The organism is Larkinella punicea (assembly GCF_003334855.1).
GTDB classification, from domain to species: domain Bacteria; phylum Bacteroidota; class Bacteroidia; order Cytophagales; family Spirosomataceae; genus Larkinella; species Larkinella punicea.
In genome coordinates this window covers 75,392-99,687 of sequence record NZ_QOWE01000003.1, presented here as the reverse complement: position 1 = coordinate 99,687, position 24,296 = coordinate 75,392, and the positions used below count along the sequence as shown (strand labels likewise).

Below are 24,296 nucleotides of genomic sequence, written 5' to 3'. Positions count from 1 at the left end.
AACACGGAATAACGAACATTGAATAATGAAGTTTAAATATCCCCGAACGAAGCAATTAAACCGGCACCTTATCCCGATCCAGTTCACGCACTTGCTTCAGATAGGCCGGGGGCAGCAAAATCCGTTGGGTAAGCGAACGCAAATGTAACCGCTCAAGAACCTTGTAAAGCCACATCATCGAAGCCAGGACAGGCCGATCCGGCAAGGAGAGTCGTTCCTGAACCGGTTTGGGTACCAGCAACGATTGCGCCTGCAACAGCAGACCGTATCGCCAGTTTCCCAACTCTTCCCGGTACCGGTCAAAAAGTTTGTCAGTAAACGGGCTATGCGCCAAATCCCGGTCCAGGTGAAGCTGGCGGTCGATTTGCCAGTCGGCATAGTTCTGCGGAATTTCCGGCACGCCCATGCCCTCGCCCACCCGCCGGAACGTATCGTACAGTTCTTCCCGTTCGGGATTGGTCAGGGGGCGGTGCAGCAGTTGAAAAGCACGCTCGGAGTAGTCAATCAACATGTACAGAACGTCGCGATAGGCCCAGTCAGGAATCTGGTAGCCCCGGCTTTTTTCGACGCCCCCGTGAATCGCCCGCATCCGGTTGATGGCAGCCACGGCTCTTTCATGCGGCATAAACACAATTTCCTGGGCGTATTTAACCGTCGAGAACAACCGCCCAATCGGATCGGCGGGCAATTTCCCGGTATAAAACAGCCAGTCGACGGCCCGGTTGAGGGCAAATTCGGCGGCACCACCCGCAAAAATGAGCAGAATCACGTCGGCATCCCCCCAAATGTTTCGAACAATCGAATCTTCACGAACAAAGTAGCGCATCAGTACAGTCAGCAGTCAGATGGTTTCTACCCTGATAACGTATTTTTCCTAAAAAAATGCCTCACCCTGTCAGCGCCGGGCCACCGTTGTGGTCGAAGACCCTGACAGCGGTGACAGACCCTGACAGCGGTGGCAAAGCTTATAATTTCAAAACCGTAAACTCAACCCGGCGGTTTAGTTTCTTATTGGCTTCATTATCATTGGGAGCAGCCGGGCGGTTGTCACCGTAGCCCTGGTATTGAAGGCGGTTTTCGGGAATTCCCCGCTGAATCAGGTAGTTGGTGATAACCCGCGCCCGGTTTTCAGACAGGGACTGGTTCAGTCGGCGGTCGCCCACATTGTCGGTATGGCCCGCAATTTCGATGACCAGTTTGGGGTAACTTTTCAGCGTATTCAGCAGCATGTCGAGCTGTGGATACGATTCTTTCCGCAGGATGTAACTGCTCTGGTCGAAATACACATTGTCGAGCCGGATTTTGTCGTTGACTTTCAAATCCCGGAAAACGCTGTCGGGTTGCGTGGTTTTGGTCACGCCAACTTTCTCCATCAAGGCCCGGTGTTCATAATTCGCGCAGGTGTCACAAGGCACAAACAGCACTTCCTCCATTGCATAATAGCCTTTGGCAATCGTATTGATGATGACGGTATCACTCCTCCCCAACGTAAAGGCAAACGCCCGACCCGGTTGGCTTCGTCCACTGAATTTCCTCTTCGAAAGCACCGCCTGCACCTGGTAGCTCGCCGGAACCTCGGCTTTCGTCTGTTCGTCAAACGCTTTGATCACAAAGTCTGTCGTGTGGCTCTTGACCAGTTTGGCCCCGGATTGGGCCAGGCTGACCGGAACCCGGAATATGATTAGCCAAACAAGTATTCTAAAGCAACGCATCGTGATTTTGCAAATTGGCTGACGGTTTTCAGTGGCTGACGCAAGCATATCTTTCTCGCGTCAGCCACTGAAAACCGTAAACCGGTTAATTTATTTTCAAAACCGCCATAAATGCTTCCTGCGGAATTTCGACGTTGCCGACCTGGCGCATCCGTTTCTTCCCTTTTTTCTGTTTTTCCAACAGCTTCCGTTTCCGGCTGATGTCACCACCGTAGCATTTGGCCAGAACGTCTTTCCGCAGGGCTTTCACGGTTTCGCGGGCGATGATTTTCTGGCCGATAGCCGCCTGAATCGCAATTTCAAACTGCTGACGAGGCAATAATTCCCGCAGTTTTTCGCAGAGTTTCTTGCCCCATTCATACGCTTTGTCGCGGTGAACGATGGCCGAAAGCGCATCGACACCTTCGCCGTTCAACATAATATCAAGCTTCACCATCGTCGATTCCCGGTTGCCCAGGAACTCATAATCAAGCGAAGCGTAGCCGCGTGAAATGGTTTTCAGTTTATCGAAGAAGTCAAAAACGACCTCGGCCAATGGCATTTCAAACTGAAGTTCGACGCGGTCGGCGGTCAGATACACCTGGTTTTTGAACAAACTGCGTTTGTCCATACACAAACCAATAATCGCGCCAACGTATTCCGCTTTGGTAATGATTTGCGCTTTGATAAACGGTTCTTCAATCCAGTCGATGCTGCTCGGATCGGGCATTTCGGCCGGGGCACTGACCTGAAGCGTTTCACCTTTCGTCGTAATGACTTCAAACCGCACGGACGGCACGGTGGTAATCACGGTCATGTCGAATTCACGCTCCAGACGCTCCTGCACAATTTCCATGTGCAGCATCCCTAGAAAACCGCAACGGAAACCAAAACCGAGGGCCGCCGAGGTTTCCGGTTCCCAGACCAGCGAGGCATCGTTGAGCTGGAGCTTTTCCATCGCTTCCCGAAGTTCTTCATACTCGCTGGTATCGACCGGATAGATCCCGGCAAAAACCATCGGCTTGACTTCTTCAAACCCTTGGATGGGTGCGGCTGCCGGAGCGGCAAAGCGGGTGATGGTATCCCCTACTTTCACCTCTTTGGCCACTTTGATCCCCGAAATCAGGTAGCCTACGTCGCCACACTCGATGACCTCTTTCGGTACCTGACTCAGTTTAAGCGTTCCGATTTCATCGGCAAAATATTCTTTGCCGGTGGCCATAAATTTGACCTTGTCACCCTTGCGGATACGGCCATTTTTGACCCGGAAAATAACTTCGATCCCCCGGTAGGAATTAAACTGGGAGTCAAAAATCAGCGCCTGGAGTTCACCTTCGGGGTCTCCGCTCGGCGGTGGTACACGCTCGACGATGGCATTCAGAATGGCTTCGATCCCGATGCCTTCCTTGCCACTGGCCGGAATGATGTCCTCGCGTTCACAGCCGATCAGATCCACCATTTCGTCTTTCACCTCTTCCGGCATGGCACCAGGCAGATCGATTTTGTTCAGTACCGGAATGATAACCAGGTTGTTATTCATCGCCAGATACAGATTCGAAATGGTTTGGGCTTCGGTTCCCTGCGCGGCATCCACCAGCAACAAAGCGCCTTCACAGGCGGCAATGGACCGGGATACTTCGTAGGAAAAATCCACGTGACCCGGCGTATCGATCAGGTTCAGCGTGTATTTTTCACCTTTATAGAGGTAGTCCATCTGGATGGCGTGGCTCTTGATGGTAATCCCACGCTCGCGCTCCAGGTCCATGTCGTCCAGAAACTGGGCCTGCATGTCGCGCTCCCCAATGGTTTTTGTAAACTCCAGTAATCGGTCGGCCAGCGTGCTTTTGCCGTGGTCGATATGGGCAATAATGCAAAAATTACGAATGTGCTTCACGCTGTGAAAACGGTTGTCTGTCTCGGTGTAAATGCAAAAATACTTAAAAAACCGCAGATTCTCGTCACCCTGTCAGCGGTCGCAGACCCTGACAGGGTGATGAACGATGACTGGTACTTAACAACGATGTACTTAACCCTGTCAGGGTCTGCGACTGTATCGACAGCCCGGCGCTGACAGGGTTAGGGTGATGCCAATTGCATCAGGATCCCGCAGACATAACCCATGTAGGTTCCGACGGCATACCCTAAAATCGCCATCAGGACACCCACCGGGGCTAAAACCGGGTGGAAAGCAGCCGCAATGATTGGGGCAGTGGCCGGGCCACCGATGCAAGCCTGACTGCCCACCGCCAGAAAAAAATACGGAGCGCGGATTAACCGGATGAAACCGATCATCAACAGCACATGAAAAAGCATCCAGACCACCCCGACCAGAATCAAACCCGGGTGATCGGCAATGGCCAGGATGTTCATTTTCAGGCCGATGGTAGCAATCATCAGGTACAGAAAAACCGTGGCAACTTTCGACGCACCCGCGCCTTCCAGATTCCGGGCTTTGGTGAAAGAAAGCCCAATGCCGATGGCCGTGGCCAGACCAACAATCCAGAAAAACGGCGCATTCAGGCTGAATTGGCTGAGTAACGGGGAGTTCCGGTCAATATAGGGTGCAATCTGGTCGGCCAGCGCGTGGGCAACCGCCGTGGCCCCGAAACCGACCGCCAGAATCACGACCAAATCGGTGGCGGAGGGTATTCGGCGAATCGCATTAACCTGATTTTGAATTCGTTGCTTCACTTCTTCCACCGCACTGGCGTCGGCACCCAGCCAGCGATCGATGGCAGCGGAATGACCTGCGCCGTACAACAACGCCCCCAGCCAGAGATTGGACACAAACACATCAACGGTTACAATGGCGGAAAACAGATTGCTACTGGGTAGAAACACTTCTTTCAGAGCGGTTTGGTTGGCTCCGCCACCAATCCAGGTGCCGGCCAGCGTGGCCAGTCCGCGCCAGACGGAATCCGGCCCCTGTCCGCCGACCAGTTCCGGCGCAACCTGGGCGATGACCCAAACCGCCAGCGGACCGCCAAGCATGATGCTGATGGCCGAAGCGGCAAACATCAGAATGGATTTACGCCCCAGCCGCCGAAAAGCCTTGAAATCGACACTCAGTGTGAAGAGAACCAGGGAAGCCGGTAGCAGGACGCGCGACACCACGGGGTATAATTCGGTGTTGTCGGCATCGACCAGTCCAAAAGTATTTAATAAAGAGGGAACAAAGTAACAAAGAAGCGTGGCCGGAACGTACTGATAGAACTTCTGCCAGAACGGAAGCGCACTGTCGGCGGTGGTCAGAACCGCTGCTAAAATCAGAAAAAGGGCGCCGAGGGTAATGGGGTCTGACATCTGAGCTATAACAAACAACGCCGGCCTCAACCTGAGCCGGCGTGTTAAGATTACACTTCATCAACAAACTAAAAACCAATCGGAATGCAGCTACAGAAACCAAATTGAGCTGCCGAAGCCTTAATTATGTTGCGGCTGATCCAAATCAGGCCATATGCTGTAGGAGGGGGACTCGAACCACCCACGGTGCGGTTAGCTACAGTACAACTTCTGGTGGTCAACCCCAGTCGCTTTTGCAAGCGGCATTATGCTGCGTTTATCCCGAACTCACCACCCCCGAGACAGGAGGGCACGTCTGCCAATTTCGACATCCTACAAGGTAAAAGAATTCGATTCGCCCGGCGTTTTGACCAGTTTACCGTTTGAACAATGCAAAGTTAATGTAAATCCGTACAAGTTTACAAATTCTTTAGAAAAATTTTAGAAAAATTTCTGTTTTCTCAAAATATCACTTATTTTGTTGAGGATATTAAAAATTTTACGGTTCAAATGGAAAAAAATTTAGAGATTGACAATGTCGATCTCAAGATCCTCACGTTATTGATGGAAGACGCCAACATGGCCTACACTGAAATCGGTAAACGGATTTTTGTCTCGGGCGGTACCGTTCACGTCCGGATGAAAAAAATGGAGCAGATGGGCATCGTTCGCGGTTCTCAACTGGTCATCGATCACACCAAATTAGGCTGGGACATCAGCGGTTTTCTGGGCATCTATCTGGACAAAAGCTCCCTTTACGAAGACGTTGCCACCGAATTAATGAAAATTCCCGAAGTTGTTAATATCCATTATACGACCGGTATTTACAGCATTTTTGCCAAGATAGTCTGCCGCGATACCCAGCACCTGCGCGAAGTTTTGCACGATAAAATTCAGAAAGTGGGCGGTATTCAACGCACCGAGACGTTTATTTCATTAGAAGAACGGATTTCCCGACCCATTCCATTTGGGGTCAATGTGCCCACCGATAAGGAATAATGAATTTACCCGACCACCCGGCGTTCTGCGGCTTAGTTTAATCAGTTTTACCAAATTAAAGGGAAACTTTCCGATATTTGCCTAATCAGAATGGAACAGTCCCCCGGTCCGTTGTGTTATCCTATAGACTTTTGCGTGTATTAGCCCGCAACCCATCATGAGCAAAGACGTTGAAATTTTAGAGAGTATTACCAATTCCGAATACAAGTACGGTTTCGAAACGCTGATTGAAGCGGATGAGGCACCGATTGGCCTGAGCGAAGACATCGTTCGGTTTATCTCTGCCAAGAAGAATGAACCGGAATGGATGCTGGAATGGCGATTGAAAGCGTATCGGTATTGGGTAACGCTGTCTGAACCCCATTGGCCGAACCTCAAGTACCCCGCTATCGATTATCAAGGACTTAAATACTACTCGGCTCCGAAGCAGAAAAAAACCATCAACAGCCTGGACGAGATCGATCCCGAGCTGCGCGCCACGTTCGAGCGGCTGGGCATTTCGTTGCAGGAACAGGAACGGCTGTCGGGCGTTGCGGTCGACGCCGTGATCGACTCGGTTTCCATTGCCACGACCTTTAAAGTAAAACTGAAAGAACTCGGCATCATTTTCTGTTCGATGACCGAAGCCGTTCAGGAACATCCCGAGCTGGTCAAAAAATACCTGGGCTCGGTGGTTCCGCCAAGAGATAATTACTTTGCGGCTCTCAACTCAGCGGTTTTTTCCGACGGCTCGTTCTGCTACATACCCAAAGGCGTTCGTTGCCCGATGGAACTTTCGACCTATTTCCGGATCAACGCGGCCGGAACCGGGCAATTCGAACGGACGCTGATCGTGGCCGACGAAGGCTCCTACGTGAGTTATCTGGAAGGTTGTACGGCCCCGATGCGCGACGAAAACCAGTTGCACGCGGCTGTGGTTGAACTGGTTGCGGCAAAAGATGCCCAGATCAAATACTCGACCGTTCAGAACTGGTATCCGGGCGACAAGGAAGGGAAAGGCGGTATTTACAACTTCGTGACCAAACGCGGTATTTGCGAAGGTGCTCATTCGAAAATCTCCTGGACCCAGGTAGAAACCGGTTCGGCCATCACCTGGAAATACCCGTCGGTAATTCTGAAAGGTGATTACTCGATCGGTGAGTTCTATTCGGTAGCGGTGACCAACAACTACCAGCAGGCCGATACTGGAACCAAGATGATTCACGTCGGCAAGAACACCAAAAGCCGGATTGTGTCGAAAGGAATTTCGGCCGGTAAAAGTCAGAACTCGTACCGGGGTCTGGTGCAGGTGTTCAAGCGGGCCGAAAATGCCCGGAATCACTCCCAGTGCGACTCCCTCCTATTGGGCGACCGCTGCGGGGCGCACACGTTCCCGTACATCGAAGTGAACAACCAGACGGCGACTGTCGAACACGAAGCGACAACATCCAAAATTGGTGAAGATCAACTTTTTTATTGCAACCAACGCGGTATTCCGACGGAGCAAGCCGTGGCGCTGATCATCAATGGCTATGCCAAAGAAGTGCTGAACCAGTTGCCGATGGAATTTGCGGTGGAGGCTCAGAAATTACTGGAAATCAGTCTGGAAGGAAGTGTAGGATAAACCTGCTTTCGACTATTCATAGAAAAGGCAGGCTTCGGCTTGCCTTTTTTGTTTTAAGCTTTTTGATGGGAGCCCGGATGAAGCGGATTAAAACGATTAAAACGGATTTTTATCCGTGCAATCCGCTTCATCCGTGTTCTTATCCAAAAGATTAAACCGTCTTATTCCAACATAACAGGAATATAATGACCGGCTGCCGTACTTTTGCGTACGATACATAACCGGAATCTTCTCCTAGCTGAAATTTATGCCACTTTCCCTCAAAACCCCACTCAGTCGTTTCCGTTTCATCGGTATTCTGGAAGGTATTTCCTACCTCGTTCTGCTGGGCATTGCCATGCCGTTAAAATACTGGGCGGGTTGGCCGCTGGCCGTTAAATACGTTGGCTGGGCGCACGGCGTTCTGTTTATTGCCTACCTCATCGCTCTGATTGCCGTAGCTTTCGACCGTCGCTGGTCATTCGTCCGCGTGATCGTTGCCTTTATTGCGTCTCTGGTTCCTTTCGGTACATTCTGGCTGGAAGGTCGTCTCAAAAGGGAAGAGGAACAATCTGTCTCATAGTCAGAGCGAAACGCTTTTGCAAAAAAAATAGTCGGCACTTTGAATAACTTCCGGAGTTACCAACAAAACCTTTTGCGTATATTTCCCCAGACCAACTCCATTTCACCATCCAATTGTGTCGCCCGGAAGAAGATGAGTATTACAAAGAGTGCCCGATTACCCCTTGCCATTTCGCTATTGACTGCCGCTACCCTGGTCTCCTGCTCTCAAACAAAAGAAACCTCACAAACCACTGACAATAAAAGTGATAGCGCCACTGTAGCGACCGCCATCCCGGTTTCATCGACCACAACAGAACCCGGAACCACACCCGACCCGGCAACGATTCCGGCTGGTAGCATCGCCGATGCCGCCACCATCCTGAGCCGCAAACAGGTGCCGATTTTGTGCTATCACCAGATTCGGGAATGGCGCGCCAAGGATTCAAAGAGTGCGAAAGATTACATCTGCCCCACCTCGGTTTTTGAAGCCCAAATCAAAATGCTGGCCGACAGCGGCTATCACGCCATTCTGCCGGATCAGTTGTATGCGTACCTGACCACCGGCGCCCCGTTGCCCCCCAAACCGGTCATGATTACGTTCGACGACGGGGACCTGGACCAATACGAAACCGCCGTTCCCATTCTGGAGAAGCACAACTACAAAGCCGCTTTCTTCATCATGACCGTAGCCATCGGACGACGCGGCTACCAGCCCTACATGGACAAACAGCAGATCAAGGACCTGGCCGACCGGGGGCATACCATCGGCTGTCATACCTGGGATCACCACAACGTCAAAAAATACCAGGGCCAGGATTGGGTGACGCAGATTGAAGAACCGACCAAAAAACTGGAAGCCATCACCGGAAAACCGATCAAGCATTTTGCCTATCCGTTCGGTCTCTGGAACCACGAAGCCACGGTTGAACTGAAGAAACGAGGCTATCTAGGTGCCTATCAACTGGCTGAAAAGAAACGCGATGACGAAAATCCGTTGCTATCTGTTCGCCGGATCATCGCCAGCGGCTATTGGAGTCCCCGGACGTTGCACAATAGCATGGTGAATAGTTTCAAATAGTCTTTCACCCCCAACCCCCTGGGGCTATCACATCTGGCGTTAAAAGCCCCCTTCAGGGGGTTGGGGGTGAAAGACTCAATGTCAACACAAATTTCGAATACGGAATCGGCCCTTTGTGAAACACTTCCCCTTCCGGTTCCATGCCGAATCGTTGGTAAAAATCAGCCGCCGAAAGCCGGGCATCGCACCAGATTGTTTTAGCGCCCATCCGCCGGGCTTCTTCTAGTACGAAGGCCAGTAATTGGGTTCCAACGCCCTGCCGCTGGCAATCGGGGCGGGTGGCAAATTTTCGAAAGCGGGCGACCCCGTTTTCTTCAAATAGTGAAATAACCGCCACCAGATCAGCATCCTGGAAAGCCCCGTAATGATGCCCTTCGGCGTCTTCTTCCAGCACCACGTAGTCAAACGGTTTATCGGGCCACAGCACCTCGTGACGCAGGGTATACGTCTGTTCCGGTTTAATTTGTCGAATTGTCATCGCAATACATCGGGTAAATTGCTAAGTTAGGGGTTCATTATTTTCCAGACCCCGTAAACGCATGGCACAGAAAAAATTTATCCTGAGCGAAGCCGACATTCCCGAAAAATGGTACAACATCGTGGCCGACATGCCCAACAAGCCACTGCCACCCCTGCATCCCGGCACAAAAGAACCCATTGGCCCCGACATGCTGGCGCCGTTGTTTCCGATGGAGCTGATCAAGCAGGAAGTCACGACTGACAAATGGGTCGATATTCCCGACGAAGTCCGCGAAATTTATAAAATCTGGCGTCCCACGCCGATGTTCCGCGCCTACGGTCTGGAGAAATTGCTGGACACCCCCGCCAAGATTTACTACAAGTATGAAGGTGGCAGCCCCGCCGGTTCACACAAACCCAACACGGCGGTTCCGCAGGCGTATTACAACAAACAGGCTGGCGTTAAGCGAATTACGACCGAAACCGGCGCAGGTCAGTGGGGCAGCGCACTGAGTTTTGCCTGTCAACTGTTCGGTATCGAGTGTGAAGTCTACATGGTTCGGGCGAGTTACGACGGCAAACCGTACCGCAAAATCATGATGAACACCTGGGGCGCGACGGTGTACCCCTCCCCCTCGAACCGCACCGAAGCCGGCAAGAAAATTCTGGCGGGCGACCCCAATTCGCCGGGTAGTCTGGGCATTGCCATTTCGGAAGCCGTCGAACTGGCGTTTCAGGACGAAAACACCAAATACGCCCTCGGCTCGGTGCTCAACCACGTGCTGATGCACCAGACGGTCATCGGCCTCGAAGCCATCAAGCAACTGGAGCAGGCCGGTGATTTCCCCGATGTCATTGTCGCTCCGTTTGGCGGTGGTTCCAACTTTGCCGGAATTACGTTCCCGTTCCTGCGCTACAACCTGGAAGAAGGCAAAAAAATCCGCTGCATTGCTGCCGAACCGGCTTCCTGCCCCAAGCTGACGCGTGGGGTGTTCCGCTACGACCTGGGCGACACCGTGGGCATGACGCCCCTCCTGCCGATGTACACGCTGGGTCACAATTTCATTCCGGCCCCGATTCACGCGGGCGGTTTGCGGTACCACGGCGCGGGGGCCATCGTGAGCCAGTTGCTCAAAGACGGCCTGATCGAAGCGCAGGCACTCAAGCAGTTGGAGTGTTTCGAAGCGGGGATCAAATTTGCCAAAACCGAGGGCATCATTCCGGCACCGGAAGCCACGCACGCCATTGCGACGGCCATTCGGGAAGCCCAACGGGCCAAAGAAGAAGGAACCGCCAAAACGATTTTGTTCAACCTTTGCGGCCACGGCCACTTCGACATGAGTGCCTACGAGCAGTATTTGTCGGGCAAACTGGTGGAACATGAAGTGACGCAGGAAGAAATTCTGGAGTCGCTGGCGGAATTGGATACGCCGTTGATTGCCTGATCGATAGGAACACGGATTGAACGGATTAAACGGATTTACACAGAATAAAATCAGTTTTTGATCCGTTTAATCCGTCCAATCCGTATTCCCATTAAACTCATTATTATGCTAACCATAAACTTTGATCCTTTCCCCATCCTAACCACCGACCGGCTGCTTATCAGACAGTTGACAGCGGTCGACGCAAATGATTTATTTGCCCTTCGTTCCAATGAAACCCTGATGCGGTTTATTCCCCGCCCCCTGGCGAAATCTGTGGACGATGCGGTTTTGTTGATCCGGGGGTTTGACGAGCTGATTCAGGCTGGTGAAAGCATTACGTGGGGAATCGCGCTAAAAAATGAACCCAAAGTGATCGGAACCATTGGGTTCATTCGCTTTCAGAAAGAAAATTACCGGGCTGAAGTTGGCTATCTGCTGCATTCGGATTTTCAGGGAACTGGGCTGATGCAGGAAGCCCTGCTGGCGGTGGTCGACTACGGTTTTCAGGTGCTACGACTCCATTCCATCGAAGCCATTGTCGATCCGGACAATACGGCATCCGCCAACGTCCTGGAACGCAGCGGTTTTCGGAAAGAGGGGCATTTCAAAGAAAATAAATTCTTCAACGGTCGCTTTCACGATTCAGTTTATTACGCCCGATTAGCCCCGATTGAATAAATACCGGCATAAATTGTACTGGTCAAATGAGTCCTGAAAATTGCCTGAAAAAACAACATACATTCCAAAGAAGTTACTAAAAAACAGTGAATTACATCGCAAAAAATACAGTTTTATAGAATAGACCATGTGTTTTACTGATTATGCCTCAAAGTAGTCGATTTATACAGAAAGACCCGGACGTTGTGTTGATCGGGGCCGGAATCATGAGTGCCACGCTCGGCATGTTACTCAAAGCGTTAGACCCAACGCTGACCATCGAGGTTTTCGAACGGCTGGATGTTCTGGCCGCCGAAAGTTCAGATGCCTGGAACAACGCCGGAACCGGTCATTCTGCTTTTTGCGAATTGAATTACACCCCCGAAAAAGAAGACGGATCGGTCGACATTTCAAAAGCCGTTAAAATTGCCGAGTCGTTCGAGGTTTCCAAAGAATTCTGGGCCTACCTGGTTCAGCAAAACATTACGCCCTCGCCCGAAACGTTCATCAACGAAATTCCCCACATGAGCTTTGTCTGGGGAGAAAAGAACGTCGAATATCTGAAAAAGCGACACGACGCGCTCGACAATCACCACTTGTTCAAGGGAATGCTCTATTCCGAAGATCCGGCACAACTGAAAGAGTGGATGCCGCTGGTCATGAATGAGCGGGAACCGGATCAGAAGGTGGCCGCGACTCGCATGGACATTGGTACCGACGTTAATTTTGGGGCTCTGACCCGGGCCTTATTCGATTACCTCCGGAAAATGGACGGCTTTACGATCCGGCTCGCCCACGACGTTCGCGACCTGGAACAGGAGAAAGAAGGTACCTGGAAAATCACGGTAAAAAACTGGTCGACACGGAAGAAACGGGAACTGAGAACCCGGTTTATTTTCATCGGCGCGGGTGGTGGTTCCCTGCCCCTGCTCGAAAAAGCCGACATCCCCGAAGGCAAAGGCTTTGGCGGTTTTCCGGTAAGCGGCCAGTGGCTGGTCTGCAACAACCAGGACATCGTTGAACAACACGAAGCGAAAGTTTACGGCAAAGCGGCTGTCGGCTCCCCCCCGATGTCGGTGCCGCACCTCGATACGCGGATGATCGACGGCAAAAAAGCCCTGCTGTTTGGCCCCTACGCCGGTTTTTCGACGAAATTCCTCAAAAACGGCTCGTTCATGGACCTGCCATTGTCCATTAAAGCCAATAACCTGCTGCCGATGATGGCGGCCGGTTTGCACAACATTCCGCTGACAAAATACCTCATCGATCAGGTGCGGCAATCGCCGGAAGACCGGCTGGCCGCACTGAAAGACTATTTCCCGGCGGCTAAAATGGAAGACTGGGATCTGGAAACCGCCGGTCAGCGGGTTCAGGTCATCAAGAAAGACCCCGAAGAAGGTGGTATTCTGGAATTCGGAACGGAAGTGGTTTGCGCGGCCGACGGTTCCATTGCGGCCCTTTTGGGAGCTTCGCCGGGTGCTTCAACCTCCGTCTCCATCATGCTCGATCTGCTCAACCGGTGTTTCCCCGCTCAACTGCATACGGAAGCCTGGCAAACCAAATTGAAGCAGATGATTCCGTCGTACGGGCAATCGCTGGCCACGAATGCGGAACTGGCGCACCAGACCCGGGCCTGGACGAGCGAGGTGTTGGGACTAAAAGAAACCGAACCGGTTCTTTAACATTGGCTTTCGTATGGAACCCACCGATGCCGTTCGTTTTGAGGCTGTAATCGAGCGATTTACAAACGCAATCGGAGCGCACTACATTGGTGTTCCGGATGAGGTGGTGCAGCAGTTTACGCAAAAGTCGGCGGTACGCATCATGTGCCTGCTCAACGGCACTGTTGAGTTTCATTGTGCCCTCCGGCCCAAAGGCGACGGGTCGTTTATGATCAGCATCGGAACCCCTATCCGGCAGCAGCTCAAAGTACGGCTGGGCGACACCGTGAAGGCGGCAATCTGGAAAGATGAAAGTGAATATGGCCGAAAAATGCCGGAAGAACTACAGGAGTTGCTGTCTATAGACGAAGAAGGAAACCGGTATTTTCAGGCCCTCACGCCCGGCAAACAACGTAGCATCATGTATTACATCGACGGAGCCAAAAACGTCCAGATCCGTGTGGATCGCGCCATCATGATGATCGACCGGTTGAAAACAAAATAAGATAAAATTCTGTCGCGACAGGATGTACAATAAAAAAGCGGTTACGAACCGTGCGTTAGACTGTTCGTAACCGCTTCGTTGGCGTTTTTATCGTTACTGCGGACCGCGACGGCCACCACCGCCCTCACCGCGATTGGAAGAGTTTTGACGGTCCTGATACTGGCGGGGCGGCTGACTGGGAGTCCGTTGCTGAAACTGACCTCCCTGGCCCTGGGGCCGTTCTACCCGTTGCGGAGCACTTTCACTGCCTCCACCACCCGACCAGCGGGAACGCTGGCTGGACTGATCCGGCTGGGGATAACTCCGGCTTTCGGCCCGGCGCTCGACCGACGGAGAATTCGCGCCCGGATTGTAGCTGCGGTTCGCACGGTTTTCGGAAGGGCTTTCCACCCGGTTTGGCATTGATCCGGAACTGGACCGGTTGTCGAAATCCGGACGGTTTGAAGGGCGGGAGTTCGACCGATTATCAAAATCCGGACGGTTTGAATTCGAAGAATTGGACCGATTTTCATAATCCGGGCGGTTAGCATTATCCGAATTAGGCCGGTTGTTAAAACCGTCGTTGCGGTTCATCGAATTGTCACCCCGATTGGCTCCATTCCGGTCATTGTCATAGCGGTTCGAACGGTTTGAGTTCGGGTAGTTACCCGCTACCTCACCCCGGTTATTGCCGTTGTAATTGCCATTTCCGTTGTAACTTCCCCGGTTATCACCCCGATTGGAATTTCCGTTTCCACCCCGCGCTCCATACGCGCCACGACTCGCAATATCGTTGGCCCGGTATACGGGTACACTCCGCCGGGTATAGCGTTCCATCTCATCCCGACGCGGGCCGTAGCCGTAAGAGCGGTTGTTGTAGCGATATACGTTATTGATGATGGTCGTGTTGTGATAGACGTTGACGACCCGGGTTCTGGGAATGCAATAGCTGTAAACGCGCGGGCTGGTGATGTACATCTGCGGCACAAACGTCCAGTAATTGAACGGAAGGTTGATGTTCACATTGATGCTCATGCCCGGCCCGAGCGGAGCCCAGCCGTAGTAGCCCCCACCAGAACGCCAGCTCACCCAGGCCGGTCCCCATTCGCTGTCCGGAACCCAGACCCAGCGTCCGTAATAGTCATCGAACAGCCAGCGTCCGTAGTGAAAAGGTGCCCAGCCCCAGTCGTAGTCCGACACCCAGGTGTTGCCATATTCCGTTACCGCCCAATGTCCATTGGTCGCATAGGGTTGAAAATCACCCGGCACATCCGGCATCCAGACCTGACCATACGTCGGGTTCCGGGTCCACTGTCCATAGGGAGCCAGATCGTCGTAGAAGGACTCCACTGGCATATCCACGCCCGGTTGTGCCATCGTTTTTTGAGGCATCGCCAGCGCGATTAAAAAGAAAATCATCAACCCAAAAGCCGGTATGATTCGTCGTGTTTTCATGGCCCGTCGGACGTTAAAAGTAGAACTGCTTCTTTGATAAACGAAAGAACCAAAGGTTTAAATCTACTTTATAATAGTTTATCCAGCGTAATGGGCAAACTCCGAATCCGTTTTCCGGTAGCGTGAAAAACCGCATTGGCAATGGCCGCCGGCATCCCGACAATCCCGATTTCGCCCAGTCCTTTTACGCCCAGCGGATTTACAATGGTATCGGTTTCTTCGACAAAAATCACATCAAGATCCTGAATGTCAGCATTGACCGGAACGTGGTATTCGGCCAGCGAATGGTTCATAAACCGCCCAAACTGGTGATCCATCACACTTTCCTCCTCCAGTCCTTTGCTGATGCCCCAAACCATACCGCCGATGATCTGACTCCGGGCGGTTTTAGGATTCAGGATTCGCCCCCCCGCCACGGCCGTCACCGCCCGGGTCACCCGAACCGTTCCAAAATCCTCATCGACTTCCACTTCCACAAAAACCGCCGAATGAACCGCCCGGGCATACTTGCGTTGCTCCAGCATATTCGGCAACGACGTTGACGTTTCACTGACGGCCCGCCCGCCGTTCGTTCCTACAATGTCCAGCAGCGAAACCGCTACCGAAGGATCGGCTTTCAGGCGAATATGGGCATTCTCAAAAACAATCTCATCCAGTTTCACATCAGCAAATGGCGATTGCTTCATTTTCTGCGCCATTTTGAAGAGCTTTTTCCCCAAATCCTCGCAAGCCACTTTCACGGCGGAACCTACCGTGGCTGCCGTCCAGGAACCGCCCTGAATGGGTGCCAGGGGCATATCAGTATCGCCCAGTCGAAAAATAACGTCTTCTATGGGCATACCGAGGGTGTCGGCGGCAATCTGGGTCATGATCGTATACGTGCCGGTTCCGATGTCGGCGGTGGCACTGCTGACCCGGAGTTTCCCGTTGACCGTCAGCACGGCTTCGGCCCGCGCGGGCATGTGCATCGACTCCCAAATACCGGTGGCCATGCCCCAGCCGACCAGCGTATGACCATTGCGCATGGAACGGGGTTCGGGGGTTCGGTTCGCCCAGCCAAACCGCTCGGCACCCTGGCGGAAACATTCCCGCAATTCCTTGCTCGAATACGGCAGGTCTTCGTTCATGTCCCGTTCCGTGTAGTTTTTCAGACGGAATTCAACGGGATCCAGGCCCGCTTTATACGCCAGTTCATCGATGGCACATTCCAGGGCCGACAGGCCGGTTACCCCACCCGGTGCGCGCATGTCGATCGGTGTATAGACGTCCAAAGGCACCAGATTATAAGTCAACGTCACGTTTTGAGCCGGATACAGCATCCCCGCCCAGTTGACGACAATTTCGGTATAATCCTCAAATTGAGAAGTTTCCCCGACAGCGTCGTGCCGAATGGCCTCCAGTTTTCCCTCCGCCGAAGCACCCAGCGAGACCTGCTGAACGCAGGCCGGTCGATGGCCAAACGTAAACATCTGCTGGCGTGTGAGCGAAACCCGGATCGATCGTTTGAGTTCACGGGCGGCCAAAACCGCCAGAAACAACTGGTATTGCGGACGCAGACCGGCACCAAAACCGCCCCCGACATAAGGTGAAATAACCCGGACATCCTTGAAGGGAATGCCAAATACCTGCGAAACGTATAACTGGCTGTTGGGTGCCCCCTGCGTTTTGTCGTAAATCGTCAGCTTGTTGTTTTTTTCGTACACCACCGTGGTGGCAAACATCTCCATCGGGTTGTGGTGCTCGGCAGAATGAACATACGTCCCCGAAACCTGCACCGCTGCCGCCCGGAAGTCTTTTTCAAAATCACCGCGCGGTTTGGGCGGTGGCGGTTTCAGCAAAGTGGCGACGCCCGATTTTGGCTCCCTCGCCCGGTGCAGGTTGTGCTCCAGCGCCGTTTCGTGTTCTTCTTCTTCATATTCGATCCGAATCAGCGAAGCCGCATACCGGGCCAATTCCAGCGTTTCGGCCACGACCAAAGCCACCGGCTGACCGCTGTATTTCACCGTCGCATCGCGCAACGGTCGGAAGGGCGAACCGGGTGGCGCATCCTGGTCTTTGTAGCTCATGTCGAACCAGGCCAGACTGGGGCGGTTTTCGTGCGAAAACACCTGAATCACGCCCGGTAGTTGAAGTGCCGCTTCCGCATCGATACGGGTAACTTTTCCTTTCGCAATGGAACTGGAAATCACCCAGCCATGCGCCAGGTCCGCAGCTTTGTATTCAGCAGCATATTTTGCTTTTCCCGTGACTTTGGCTACACCGTCGACACGGTTTATGGGTTTTCCGATGTATGGTGTCATGATGCGGGTTCGAGTTTAGCGGCCTGTTTCAACGCCCGGACAATGGCGCGTTTGGCCAGTTCGATTTTAAACGTATTGTGTCCATATCCTTTGGCTCCCGCCAGAAGGGCTTCGGCCACTGACAGAAAATTCGCTTCCGAAAGCATCTGACCTACCAGCATGGCTTCTGCCTCGGGCTTGCGCCAGGGTTTGTGCGCCACACCGCCCAGCGCAATCCGGGCGTCGGTGATGCGGTTATCTTCAATCTCCAGACCAACGGCTACCGAAACCAGCGCAAAAGCGTATGATTGCCGGTCGCGAATTTTGATATATGCATAATAGTCCGAAAATCCTTTGGCGGGCAGATCGATGGCCGTAACTAGCTCTCCCGACTGAATGGTATTGTCGCGCCAGGGTTCATCGCCGGGCAACCGGTGAAAATCCGCAAACGGTATCGTCCGCTCGCCCTTTGGGCCGGTCACCCGAACGACAGCATCGAGGGCCGAAAGGGCTACGCACAAATCCGAAGGATGAGTCGCAATGCAGGTCGTTTCAGGCTGCTGATCGCTGGTTCCCAGAATGGCGTGAATCCGGTTATAACCATTGAGGGCTCCGCATCCGGAACCCGGCTCGCGCTTGTTGCAGGGCGTTGCCAGATCATAAAAATAATAGCAGCGGGTTCGCTGGAACAGATTGCCGCCGTTGGTGGCCATGTTGCGCAACTGCGCCGAAGCTCCCGCCAGAATGGCCCGCGACAACAGCGGATACCGGCTTTCGACGACCGGATGATACGCGGTATCGGCATTCGTCAACAAAGCACCGAGTCGAAGACCACCGTCTTCAATATCTTCTATCGCACTCAATTCCAGACGATTAATATCCACCAGCCGGTTGGGTTGTTCGACGTTTTCCTTCATCAAGTCGAGCAGGTTGGTTCCCCCCGCAATAAATTTGGCTCCCTCATGGGTGACCAGTTCGCCTACGGCCATGCTGATGTCGCTGGGTCGGGCATACGAAAAACTGTTCATAGCGTCAGGCGTTGGGGTCAAGTTGCATTACTTCCTGAATGGCGTCGACAATGTGGGGATAGGCCCCACAGCGGCAGATGTTACCACTCATCAATTCCCGAATATCATCGGCGGTTTTCGCACGGCCTTCCTGCATCAGTCCGACCGCCGAACAGATTTGACCGGGCGTACAATAGCCACACTGGTAAGCATCGTGTTCGATAAAGGCGGTTTGCAACGGATGCAGGCCGCTCTCATCGGCCAGTCCTTCGATGGTGGTAATGTCGGAACCATCCTTCATAACGGCCAGCGTCAGGCAGGAATTGATCCGTTTGCCATCGACCAGCACCGTACAGGCTCCGCACTGGCCATGATCGCAGCCTTTCTTCGTGCCGGTCAGGTGCAGGTATTCGCGGAGGGCATCGAGTAAACTCGTCCACGGTGCTAGTTCCAGGTGGTGAACGGTGCCGTTGATGGTGAGCTTGACGGCGTGTTTTTCCGGCAATGGCGTTGCCAAACTCGTTCTGGATTCGGGGGATAGGGTTGTTTGCATAGTGCGTGGTTCATAACGTACCAGATTAAGCAGGACAACGGCGTAAATGTTGGGAAATGCGTCCAATTATTAGGCTCCGGCCTGAAACCACCAGACGAGGTTTGGTCCGCCAGCGAAATAAAATCCGGTTTGGTTGGTTTTCCGGTTGGCGACGGCGTACTTCGTCGCGATCAAACCAAATCCGCACCCCTATGAGATTAGGACTATTTTTTGTCTTACTTTTCGGTACTCTGTCGGGCGTTTCAGCCCAGACGGTTTCCCGGTTTCCGCTGAATGTGCTGTCGTTTAACATTCGCTACAACACGCCACAGGACGGTTTGAATGCCTGGCCGAACCGGAAGGAAATAGCCGCCAATGTTTTCACCGCTTATCAGGTCGATTTTGCCGGTTTGCAGGAAGCACTCGCGGGACAGATCGCTGATTTACAGGATCAATTGCCAGCGTATGGCTGGGTTGGCGTGGGTCGTGACGATGGAAAAACCCAGGGGGAGTTTTCACCCATTTTCTACAACAAACAGAAATTTGAGGTACTGAAACAAGGCACCTTCTGGCTCTCCGAAACGCCCGAGGTGCCGGGCAGCAAATCCTGGGATGCGGCATTGCCAAGAATTGCCACCTATGCGGTTTTTCAGGATAAACGCAATGAAAGTCAAGTCTTTGTGATCAATACACACTTCGACCACATCAGCGAAACCGCCCGCCAGAACAGCGCGAAACTGCTCATCAGCAAGATCAAAGAATTGAGCAACGATCTTCCGGTAATCTTGACCGGCGACTTTAACACGCCCGACGCGTCGCCTTCCATCAAGACCCTGACGAGTGATTCGACGTTCAAACTCACCAACACGGAAAGTCTGTCTGAAAACCCGCATACCGGCGGCACCAGTACATTCAACAACTTCAAAACCGACCAGCGCGGCCCGGTGATTGACTTTATTTTTGTCGGCCCGGACGTAGCGGTGCAACGCCATGATTACCTGCCCATTCTGAAAGATCAGGTTTTTATTTCCGACCACTGGCCGGTTTTGAGTCGACTGACTTATTAAAGTTTTGGAATTGATCGATTGATGCTGTGCCATCGGCACGGGATGTTTGTAGAAAAAGTAGCTCAACTAATCCCTCGCACGTGTCTCTGGGTACGTGACTCCTAACTTGCGTACCCAGAGGCACGCGGGTGTATGGGTATGTGCTTTTTCTACAAACATCCGTCCGCTATGCGGCCAAAAACGCCTGATGTGCGTTATTTCAGCTTGCCGACCGAGCTAAAATCGCCAATCACCGTAACACTCGGTTCCGGCCCTTTGATGCCGTCTTTGCCAAACTGACGGGCGATGCCTTCGTGAACAAAGTAATAGGTGTCCCAATAATCGGCACTGTTGCACCAGACCCGGACGTCGAAATGAAACGCCAGTTCGGTCAATTTGGTCACCAGAATGTCGTGTTCCCGGTTTTTTAGTCCCGTCGGGCAAGCATCCACCACACGTTTGATCGACGCTTTGACCGCATCGACCGCATTGGAATTTCCTGCGGCAAAAACCATATCGACCCGGATCGTTCCTTTCCCGGAAATATTGGTTACCGGCGACGTTGACAGTGCTCCGTTGGGCAGAATGATTGTGCGGTTGTCGAGCGTTACCAGAATGGTGTTGAAAATGTGAATGGCTTCCACATTGCCCGTAAAGCCCTGAGCCGTAATGAGATCGCCCACCCGGAACGGTTTGAACGTCAGAATCAGCACGCCACCGGCAAAATTGGCTAAACTCCCCTGAAGCGCCAGACCGACCGCCAAACCGGCTGCCCCAATGATGGCCACGAACGAGGTGGTTTCGACGCCCAGCGTACTGGCCACACTCAGCAACACCAGCACTTTTAAAATAGCACCGACCAGCGACAGCAGAAAAGGCTGAACATCCCGGTCGACCTGCCGCTTGTTCATCACCGTCGACAGCATTTTTACCACTTGATTGACCAGCCACAGGCCGACAATCAGAATAACGATGGCCAACAGAATTTTGAAACCGTATAGCGTAGCGAACGCGACGATCTGGTCGATAACATTTTGAAAGGACGATTGGGAGGGTTCCATGCAGTTGTAGTTTTAGTTTCTACAGTTAAGAAGCAGACAACCCCGAAAAGTAACAGGTTAATGAATATTTATTCGTTCCAGATGGGTTAAAGGCTTTCGTTTTTTGCCCCTAAATCCCCTAAAGGGGACTTTTTTGCATGCGGTTTAAGCTGTGTCCAAGTCCCCTTTAAGGGATTTAGGGAGAAAAATCTGAGTTTATAGCCAGTTTTTTCGTCTGAAAATCAATAAGGTTACCAGCGACGACAGGACGATGGAACCCAGCGCGATCGGATAGCCCAACTGCCAGCTCAGTTCCGGCATGTTGGCGAAGTTCATTCCCCAGATGCTCGCCAGCAAGGTCGGTGGCAGAAAAACCAGCGACACGACGGTGAAGATTTTGACGATCCGGTTTTGCTCCAGGTCGATCAAACCGAGGTAAGTATTTTGCAAAAACTCCAGCCGTTCGAAGATGAAATTGGTGTGGTCGATCAGGGAATTGATGTCTTTGATCAGCGTCCGGAGCCGCTGTTGCTCATCATCCGTAAACCAGCCGTCGCTGCGAATCATCGAGGTGATCACGCGCTGTTTATCGACCACATTTTCCCGAATCGACATCGTTAGCTCCTGATAGTCGTTGATTTTCAAAAGCATTTCCCGATCCAGGTTGGCTTCCAGATCCAGTTGACGGTTGATGGATTTGATTTCCAGCGACACCACCTCGATCAAATCGGCGTCATAATCGATCCGGGATTCGAAAATCGTGATCAAAATCTGCGCCCCGTCGTTGAACATCGACCGGCGCGATTTGATCCGTTTGACGGTATCGGCAAACGATTTCAGATCGGCGTTCCGGTACGTAAACAGCGTCTCGTCTTTCAGCATAAAACTGACCGGCACCGTCACATACATCTGTTCCTTGTCGGGAACCATGAAATTGGAGTTCGCAATCATAAAATCGTCTTCCTCGATGTAGCGCGAACTGCTCTCGATCTCGGACTGCTCCTGTTGCGTCTGGAAATTAACGTCAAATTTATCTTCTACGCTCTTGGTTTCTTCACGCGTCGGGTTCTGTAAATCAACCCATAGGGTGCGCTCGGTATCGGAAAACGAGTCAATATCCCGAACCTTCCGAACGGCGGCTTCATCCTGTTGGAATATGCGAATCATAGAATACGGTTACATCTCTAAACAATCATTTAAGGAATGCGCTTGCCCGGAATGTCGCGGCCGTTCTGGTGAAGCACCAATTGGGTCACCTGCCCTTTTTCGTCCTTCACGAACGTCACCTGCGCCGGGACCACTTTCAGGTAAAATTTGGTTTCCGATTCCGGAAAAAGCTCAAAACGGTCCTGACCGGTGGCCTGCGCAAACAGTTGCGTGTCCGTCCGGGTCACGGTAATGCTGAAAGTCGGCGCCAGCTCGTATTTACCGACGTATTTTTCGAGGATTTCGGCCGACACCGTCGCATCCTTCGGACCTGCTACCTTTTCGCCCATCGTCTTCAGTACTTCAACGCCGTTGGTGTTGCGCGGATCCAGTTCCACGGATTTCTTATAATCCTTGATGGCCAGTTCTTTATCGCCGTTTTTCAGGTATGCTTCGCCCCGGCTGTCATACACATTAGACGACTGGGGATACGCTTCCACATTGAGATTAAAAACCGCCAGGGCTTCCTTCATTTTGCCTTCCCGCATTAAATCGTAGCCCAATTCGTTCATTTCGTCTTCGTTCAGTGAATAGGCTTTGTCCGTTTTTAACTGCAAAAATTGCTGGAGGGCTTTTTCCAGCGATGCCGTCGCGAGGGTTTGCCGGAGGGCCGTCGCGATTGATTTTTTCGGTTTCTCATAGGGCTGGTCGTACAGGATATTCAGAATATTGGCCTGTATGGCACCCAAAACCGTTCCGCCGGTATTATTCAGTAAAATAACCGTGTGTTTGTCGTTGGGAATCCGGGTAAACTGGGTATTGAACCCGTTGATGCCTCCGCCGTGCGAAACGATCAGAACACTGTCTTTCCGCTGGCCAATCTTCGCGTTACCCACGCCCCAACCGTAGGCATAATGCGCCAGCGCGGGCGTAAAAAGGGCTTTTTTTGAAGCCGCTGAGAGCAATTGATCCGTATACAAAAGCTGATCCCAGCGATACAGATCCTCCACGGTCGAATAGAGCGACCCGGCGGCATACGGAATCGTCATGTCCAGGTAGGGCGCATTGACATAACCGCCCCCCCGTTTTTCGTAGGCTGCCGCCCGTTTGGGCAGAATCGGGCCGGACAGGTCGTAGCCTGTATCCTTCAGTTTCGCCGGGGTGAGAATACCCTCCTGCAAAACCGTCGCGTACGGTTTGCCGGTTACTTTTTCGATGAGAACGCCCAGCAGAAAATAGCCGGAATTGCTGTAGGAAAATTTGGAACCGGGTTCAAAATCCAGCGGCAGATCCGAGAACTTCTTCACAAACGCTTCAGGCGCGTACGGGTCGCGGCTCATGGTTTCAAAAAACCGGGGAAAATTGGTGTAGTTCGGAATGCCCGACGTATGCGTGAGCAGGTGGTGAACGGTTATTTTATCGCCGGTCGCTTTGGGATAATCGGGCAGGTAGGTCGTAATTTTTTCACTGACTTTCAATTTCCCCTGATCGACCAGTTGCATGATGAGGAAAGCCGTAAACTGCTTGGTGACCGAGCCCAGCCGGAATTTGGTGTCGGGCGTGTTCGGAATGTTCCACTCCATGTTGGCCAGGCCGTAGCCTTTCTTCACAATCACTTTGCCGTTTTCGGCCACCAGCACCGTTCCGTTAAACTGCCGGTTTTCGACGTACTGGCGCATGAGTTCCTCTATTTTCTCCGCCTTTTTCTGGGCGAAGGCGTACGGAACCATCAAAACCGTGAGAACAACGGCAAGGAGTCGGGTGGTAAATCGTGTGTTCATGAGCTTGTTGGGAAGTGGTTAAAATGAAGGAGGAAGGTCGCTGACGGAGCGATTGTCAAATCTACTCCATTCTGTTTGAATTTGACAAAGTTACTCCACGGATGGTAAGCCTTTTATCCAAAATAA

At 52.4% G+C, this 24,296-nt stretch carries 21 protein-coding genes; 9 read left to right on the top strand and 12 right to left on the bottom strand.

Annotation, left to right across the window (positions count from 1 at the left end; all coding sequences use genetic code 11):
- Positions 1–55 precede the first annotated feature (55 nt).
- From DUE52_RS03975 to DUE52_RS03960, 4 genes are all read right to left on the bottom strand, one after another.
- Entirely contained in the window at positions 56–826 is a 771-nt protein-coding gene (locus DUE52_RS03975) for an oxygenase MpaB family protein (protein ID WP_114404678.1), read from the bottom strand.
- 139 nt (positions 827–965) lie between these two features.
- Positions 966–1,712 (bottom strand): OmpA family protein, encoded by a 747-nt coding sequence (locus tag DUE52_RS03970; RefSeq protein ID WP_114404677.1) that lies wholly within the window; start codon positions 1,710–1,712, stop codon positions 966–968.
- Between the two features lie 85 nt (positions 1,713–1,797).
- On the bottom strand, positions 1,798–3,585 hold the full coding sequence (gene lepA / locus DUE52_RS03965; RefSeq protein WP_114404676.1) for a translation elongation factor 4: 1,788 nt from the start codon (positions 3,583–3,585) through the stop codon (positions 1,798–1,800).
- A gap of 182 nt (positions 3,586–3,767) precedes the next feature.
- Entirely contained in the window at positions 3,768–4,994 is a 1,227-nt protein-coding gene (locus tag DUE52_RS03960; protein ID WP_114404675.1) for a DUF819 family protein, read from the bottom strand.
- A 489-nt stretch (positions 4,995–5,483) separates the two neighbouring features.
- Between DUE52_RS03960 and DUE52_RS03955 the strand changes: the two genes are divergently transcribed.
- The 4 genes from DUE52_RS03955 to DUE52_RS03940 all read left to right on the top strand — a co-directional run bounded on the left by DUE52_RS03955 (position 5,484) and on the right by DUE52_RS03940 (position 9,196).
- Positions 5,484–5,972 (top strand): Lrp/AsnC ligand binding domain-containing protein, encoded by a 489-nt coding sequence (locus DUE52_RS03955; RefSeq protein WP_114404674.1) that lies wholly within the window; start codon positions 5,484–5,486, stop codon positions 5,970–5,972.
- Between the two features lie 157 nt (positions 5,973–6,129).
- Positions 6,130–7,575 (top strand): Fe-S cluster assembly protein SufB, encoded by a 1,446-nt coding sequence (gene sufB / locus DUE52_RS03950; RefSeq protein WP_114404673.1) that lies wholly within the window; start codon positions 6,130–6,132, stop codon positions 7,573–7,575.
- 247 nt (positions 7,576–7,822) lie between these two features.
- Entirely contained in the window at positions 7,823–8,137 is a 315-nt protein-coding gene (locus DUE52_RS03945) for a DUF3817 domain-containing protein (RefSeq protein WP_114404672.1), read from the top strand.
- A 132-nt stretch (positions 8,138–8,269) separates the two neighbouring features.
- A complete protein-coding gene (locus tag DUE52_RS03940; protein WP_114404671.1) occupies positions 8,270–9,196 on the top strand; it encodes a polysaccharide deacetylase family protein in 927 nt (308 codons plus the stop codon).
- 52 nt (positions 9,197–9,248) lie between these two features.
- On the opposite strand, the gene DUE52_RS03935 is transcribed toward DUE52_RS03940, so the two are convergent.
- Positions 9,249–9,674, bottom strand: a complete 426-nt coding sequence (locus tag DUE52_RS03935; protein ID WP_114404670.1) for a GNAT family N-acetyltransferase — start codon at positions 9,672–9,674, stop codon at positions 9,249–9,251.
- A gap of 61 nt (positions 9,675–9,735) precedes the next feature.
- On the opposite strand from DUE52_RS03935, the gene DUE52_RS03930 reads away from it, so the two are divergent.
- From DUE52_RS03930 to DUE52_RS03915, 4 genes are all read left to right on the top strand, one after another.
- Entirely contained in the window at positions 9,736–11,100 is a 1,365-nt protein-coding gene (locus tag DUE52_RS03930; RefSeq protein ID WP_114404669.1) for a TrpB-like pyridoxal phosphate-dependent enzyme, read from the top strand.
- A gap of 105 nt (positions 11,101–11,205) precedes the next feature.
- A complete protein-coding gene (locus tag DUE52_RS03925; protein ID WP_114404668.1) occupies positions 11,206–11,760 on the top strand; it encodes a GNAT family N-acetyltransferase in 555 nt (184 codons plus the stop codon).
- Positions 11,761–11,903: 143 nt separating this feature from the next.
- Positions 11,904–13,421, top strand: coding sequence for a malate:quinone oxidoreductase (locus DUE52_RS03920; RefSeq protein ID WP_114404667.1), 1,518 nt, complete (start codon positions 11,904–11,906; stop codon positions 13,419–13,421).
- Between the two features lie 13 nt (positions 13,422–13,434).
- A complete protein-coding gene (locus tag DUE52_RS03915; RefSeq protein ID WP_114404666.1) occupies positions 13,435–13,905 on the top strand; it encodes a YdeI/OmpD-associated family protein in 471 nt (156 codons plus the stop codon).
- A 93-nt stretch (positions 13,906–13,998) separates the two neighbouring features.
- On the opposite strand, the gene DUE52_RS03910 is transcribed toward DUE52_RS03915, so the two are convergent.
- The 4 genes from DUE52_RS03910 to DUE52_RS03895 form a co-directional block, all read right to left on the bottom strand.
- Positions 13,999–15,339, bottom strand: coding sequence for a DUF6600 domain-containing protein (locus DUE52_RS03910; RefSeq protein ID WP_114404665.1), 1,341 nt, complete (start codon positions 15,337–15,339; stop codon positions 13,999–14,001).
- Positions 15,340–15,407: 68 nt separating this feature from the next.
- A complete protein-coding gene (locus DUE52_RS03905; RefSeq protein WP_114404664.1) occupies positions 15,408–17,639 on the bottom strand; it encodes a xanthine dehydrogenase family protein molybdopterin-binding subunit in 2,232 nt (743 codons plus the stop codon).
- A complete protein-coding gene (locus DUE52_RS03900; protein ID WP_114404663.1) occupies positions 17,636–18,646 on the bottom strand; it encodes an FAD binding domain-containing protein in 1,011 nt (336 codons plus the stop codon). Before DUE52_RS03900 ends, DUE52_RS03905 begins: the two co-directional genes overlap by 4 nt.
- Positions 18,647–18,650: 4 nt before the next feature.
- A complete protein-coding gene (locus DUE52_RS03895) occupies positions 18,651–19,178 on the bottom strand; it encodes a (2Fe-2S)-binding protein (protein ID WP_114404662.1) in 528 nt (175 codons plus the stop codon).
- Positions 19,179–19,369: 191 nt separating this feature from the next.
- Here DUE52_RS03895 and DUE52_RS03890 point away from each other — a divergent pair, with 191 nt between their 5' ends.
- Positions 19,370–20,224: an endonuclease/exonuclease/phosphatase family protein gene (locus DUE52_RS03890; protein ID WP_165840856.1), complete on the top strand. Its 855-nt coding sequence runs from the start codon at positions 19,370–19,372 to the stop codon at positions 20,222–20,224.
- Positions 20,225–20,418: 194 nt separating this feature from the next.
- Here DUE52_RS03890 and DUE52_RS03885 read toward each other — a convergent pair whose 3' ends face one another.
- The 3 genes from DUE52_RS03885 to DUE52_RS03875 all read right to left on the bottom strand — a co-directional run bounded on the left by DUE52_RS03885 (position 20,419) and on the right by DUE52_RS03875 (position 24,170).
- Positions 20,419–21,264, bottom strand: coding sequence for a mechanosensitive ion channel family protein (locus DUE52_RS03885; RefSeq protein ID WP_114404660.1), 846 nt, complete (start codon positions 21,262–21,264; stop codon positions 20,419–20,421).
- A gap of 195 nt (positions 21,265–21,459) precedes the next feature.
- The gene (gene corA / locus DUE52_RS03880) at positions 21,460–22,410 is read right to left on the bottom strand and encodes a magnesium/cobalt transporter CorA (protein ID WP_114404659.1); all 951 of its coding nucleotides are present in this window, start codon (positions 22,408–22,410) and stop codon (positions 21,460–21,462) included.
- A gap of 29 nt (positions 22,411–22,439) precedes the next feature.
- Positions 22,440–24,170, bottom strand: coding sequence for a serine hydrolase (locus DUE52_RS03875; RefSeq protein ID WP_114404658.1), 1,731 nt, complete (start codon positions 24,168–24,170; stop codon positions 22,440–22,442).
- Between the last annotated feature and the right edge of the window lie 126 nt (positions 24,171–24,296).

Coding starts and splice junctions, on each gene's coding strand:
- DUE52_RS03890 (WP_165840856.1), top strand. CDS start 19,370: ATGAGATTAGGACTATTTTTTGTCTTACTTTTCGGTACTCTGTCGGGC.
- DUE52_RS03960 (WP_114404675.1), bottom strand. CDS start 4,994: ATGTCAGACCCCATTACCCTCGGCGCCCTTTTTCTGATTTTAGCAGCG.
- DUE52_RS03920 (WP_114404667.1), top strand. CDS start 11,904: ATGCCTCAAAGTAGTCGATTTATACAGAAAGACCCGGACGTTGTGTTG.
- corA (WP_114404659.1), bottom strand. CDS start 22,410: ATGATTCGCATATTCCAACAGGATGAAGCCGCCGTTCGGAAGGTTCGG.
- DUE52_RS03940 (WP_114404671.1), top strand. CDS start 8,270: ATGAGTATTACAAAGAGTGCCCGATTACCCCTTGCCATTTCGCTATTG.
- DUE52_RS03955 (WP_114404674.1), top strand. CDS start 5,484: ATGGAAAAAAATTTAGAGATTGACAATGTCGATCTCAAGATCCTCACG.
- DUE52_RS03895 (WP_114404662.1), bottom strand. CDS start 19,178: ATGCAAACAACCCTATCCCCCGAATCCAGAACGAGTTTGGCAACGCCA.
- DUE52_RS03885 (WP_114404660.1), bottom strand. CDS start 21,264: ATGGAACCCTCCCAATCGTCCTTTCAAAATGTTATCGACCAGATCGTC.
- DUE52_RS03910 (WP_114404665.1), bottom strand. CDS start 15,339: ATGAAAACACGACGAATCATACCGGCTTTTGGGTTGATGATTTTCTTT.
- DUE52_RS03930 (WP_114404669.1), top strand. CDS start 9,736: ATGGCACAGAAAAAATTTATCCTGAGCGAAGCCGACATTCCCGAAAAA.
- DUE52_RS03875 (WP_114404658.1), bottom strand. CDS start 24,170: ATGAACACACGATTTACCACCCGACTCCTTGCCGTTGTTCTCACGGTT.
- DUE52_RS03975 (WP_114404678.1), bottom strand. CDS start 826: ATGCGCTACTTTGTTCGTGAAGATTCGATTGTTCGAAACATTTGGGGG.
- DUE52_RS03905 (WP_114404664.1), bottom strand. CDS start 17,639: ATGACACCATACATCGGAAAACCCATAAACCGTGTCGACGGTGTAGCC.
- DUE52_RS03925 (WP_114404668.1), top strand. CDS start 11,206: ATGCTAACCATAAACTTTGATCCTTTCCCCATCCTAACCACCGACCGG.
- DUE52_RS03900 (WP_114404663.1), bottom strand. CDS start 18,646: ATGAACAGTTTTTCGTATGCCCGACCCAGCGACATCAGCATGGCCGTA.
- DUE52_RS03970 (WP_114404677.1), bottom strand. CDS start 1,712: ATGCGTTGCTTTAGAATACTTGTTTGGCTAATCATATTCCGGGTTCCG.
- DUE52_RS03915 (WP_114404666.1), top strand. CDS start 13,435: ATGGAACCCACCGATGCCGTTCGTTTTGAGGCTGTAATCGAGCGATTT.
- DUE52_RS03945 (WP_114404672.1), top strand. CDS start 7,823: ATGCCACTTTCCCTCAAAACCCCACTCAGTCGTTTCCGTTTCATCGGT.
- DUE52_RS03935 (WP_114404670.1), bottom strand. CDS start 9,674: ATGACAATTCGACAAATTAAACCGGAACAGACGTATACCCTGCGTCAC.
- sufB (WP_114404673.1), top strand. CDS start 6,130: ATGAGCAAAGACGTTGAAATTTTAGAGAGTATTACCAATTCCGAATAC.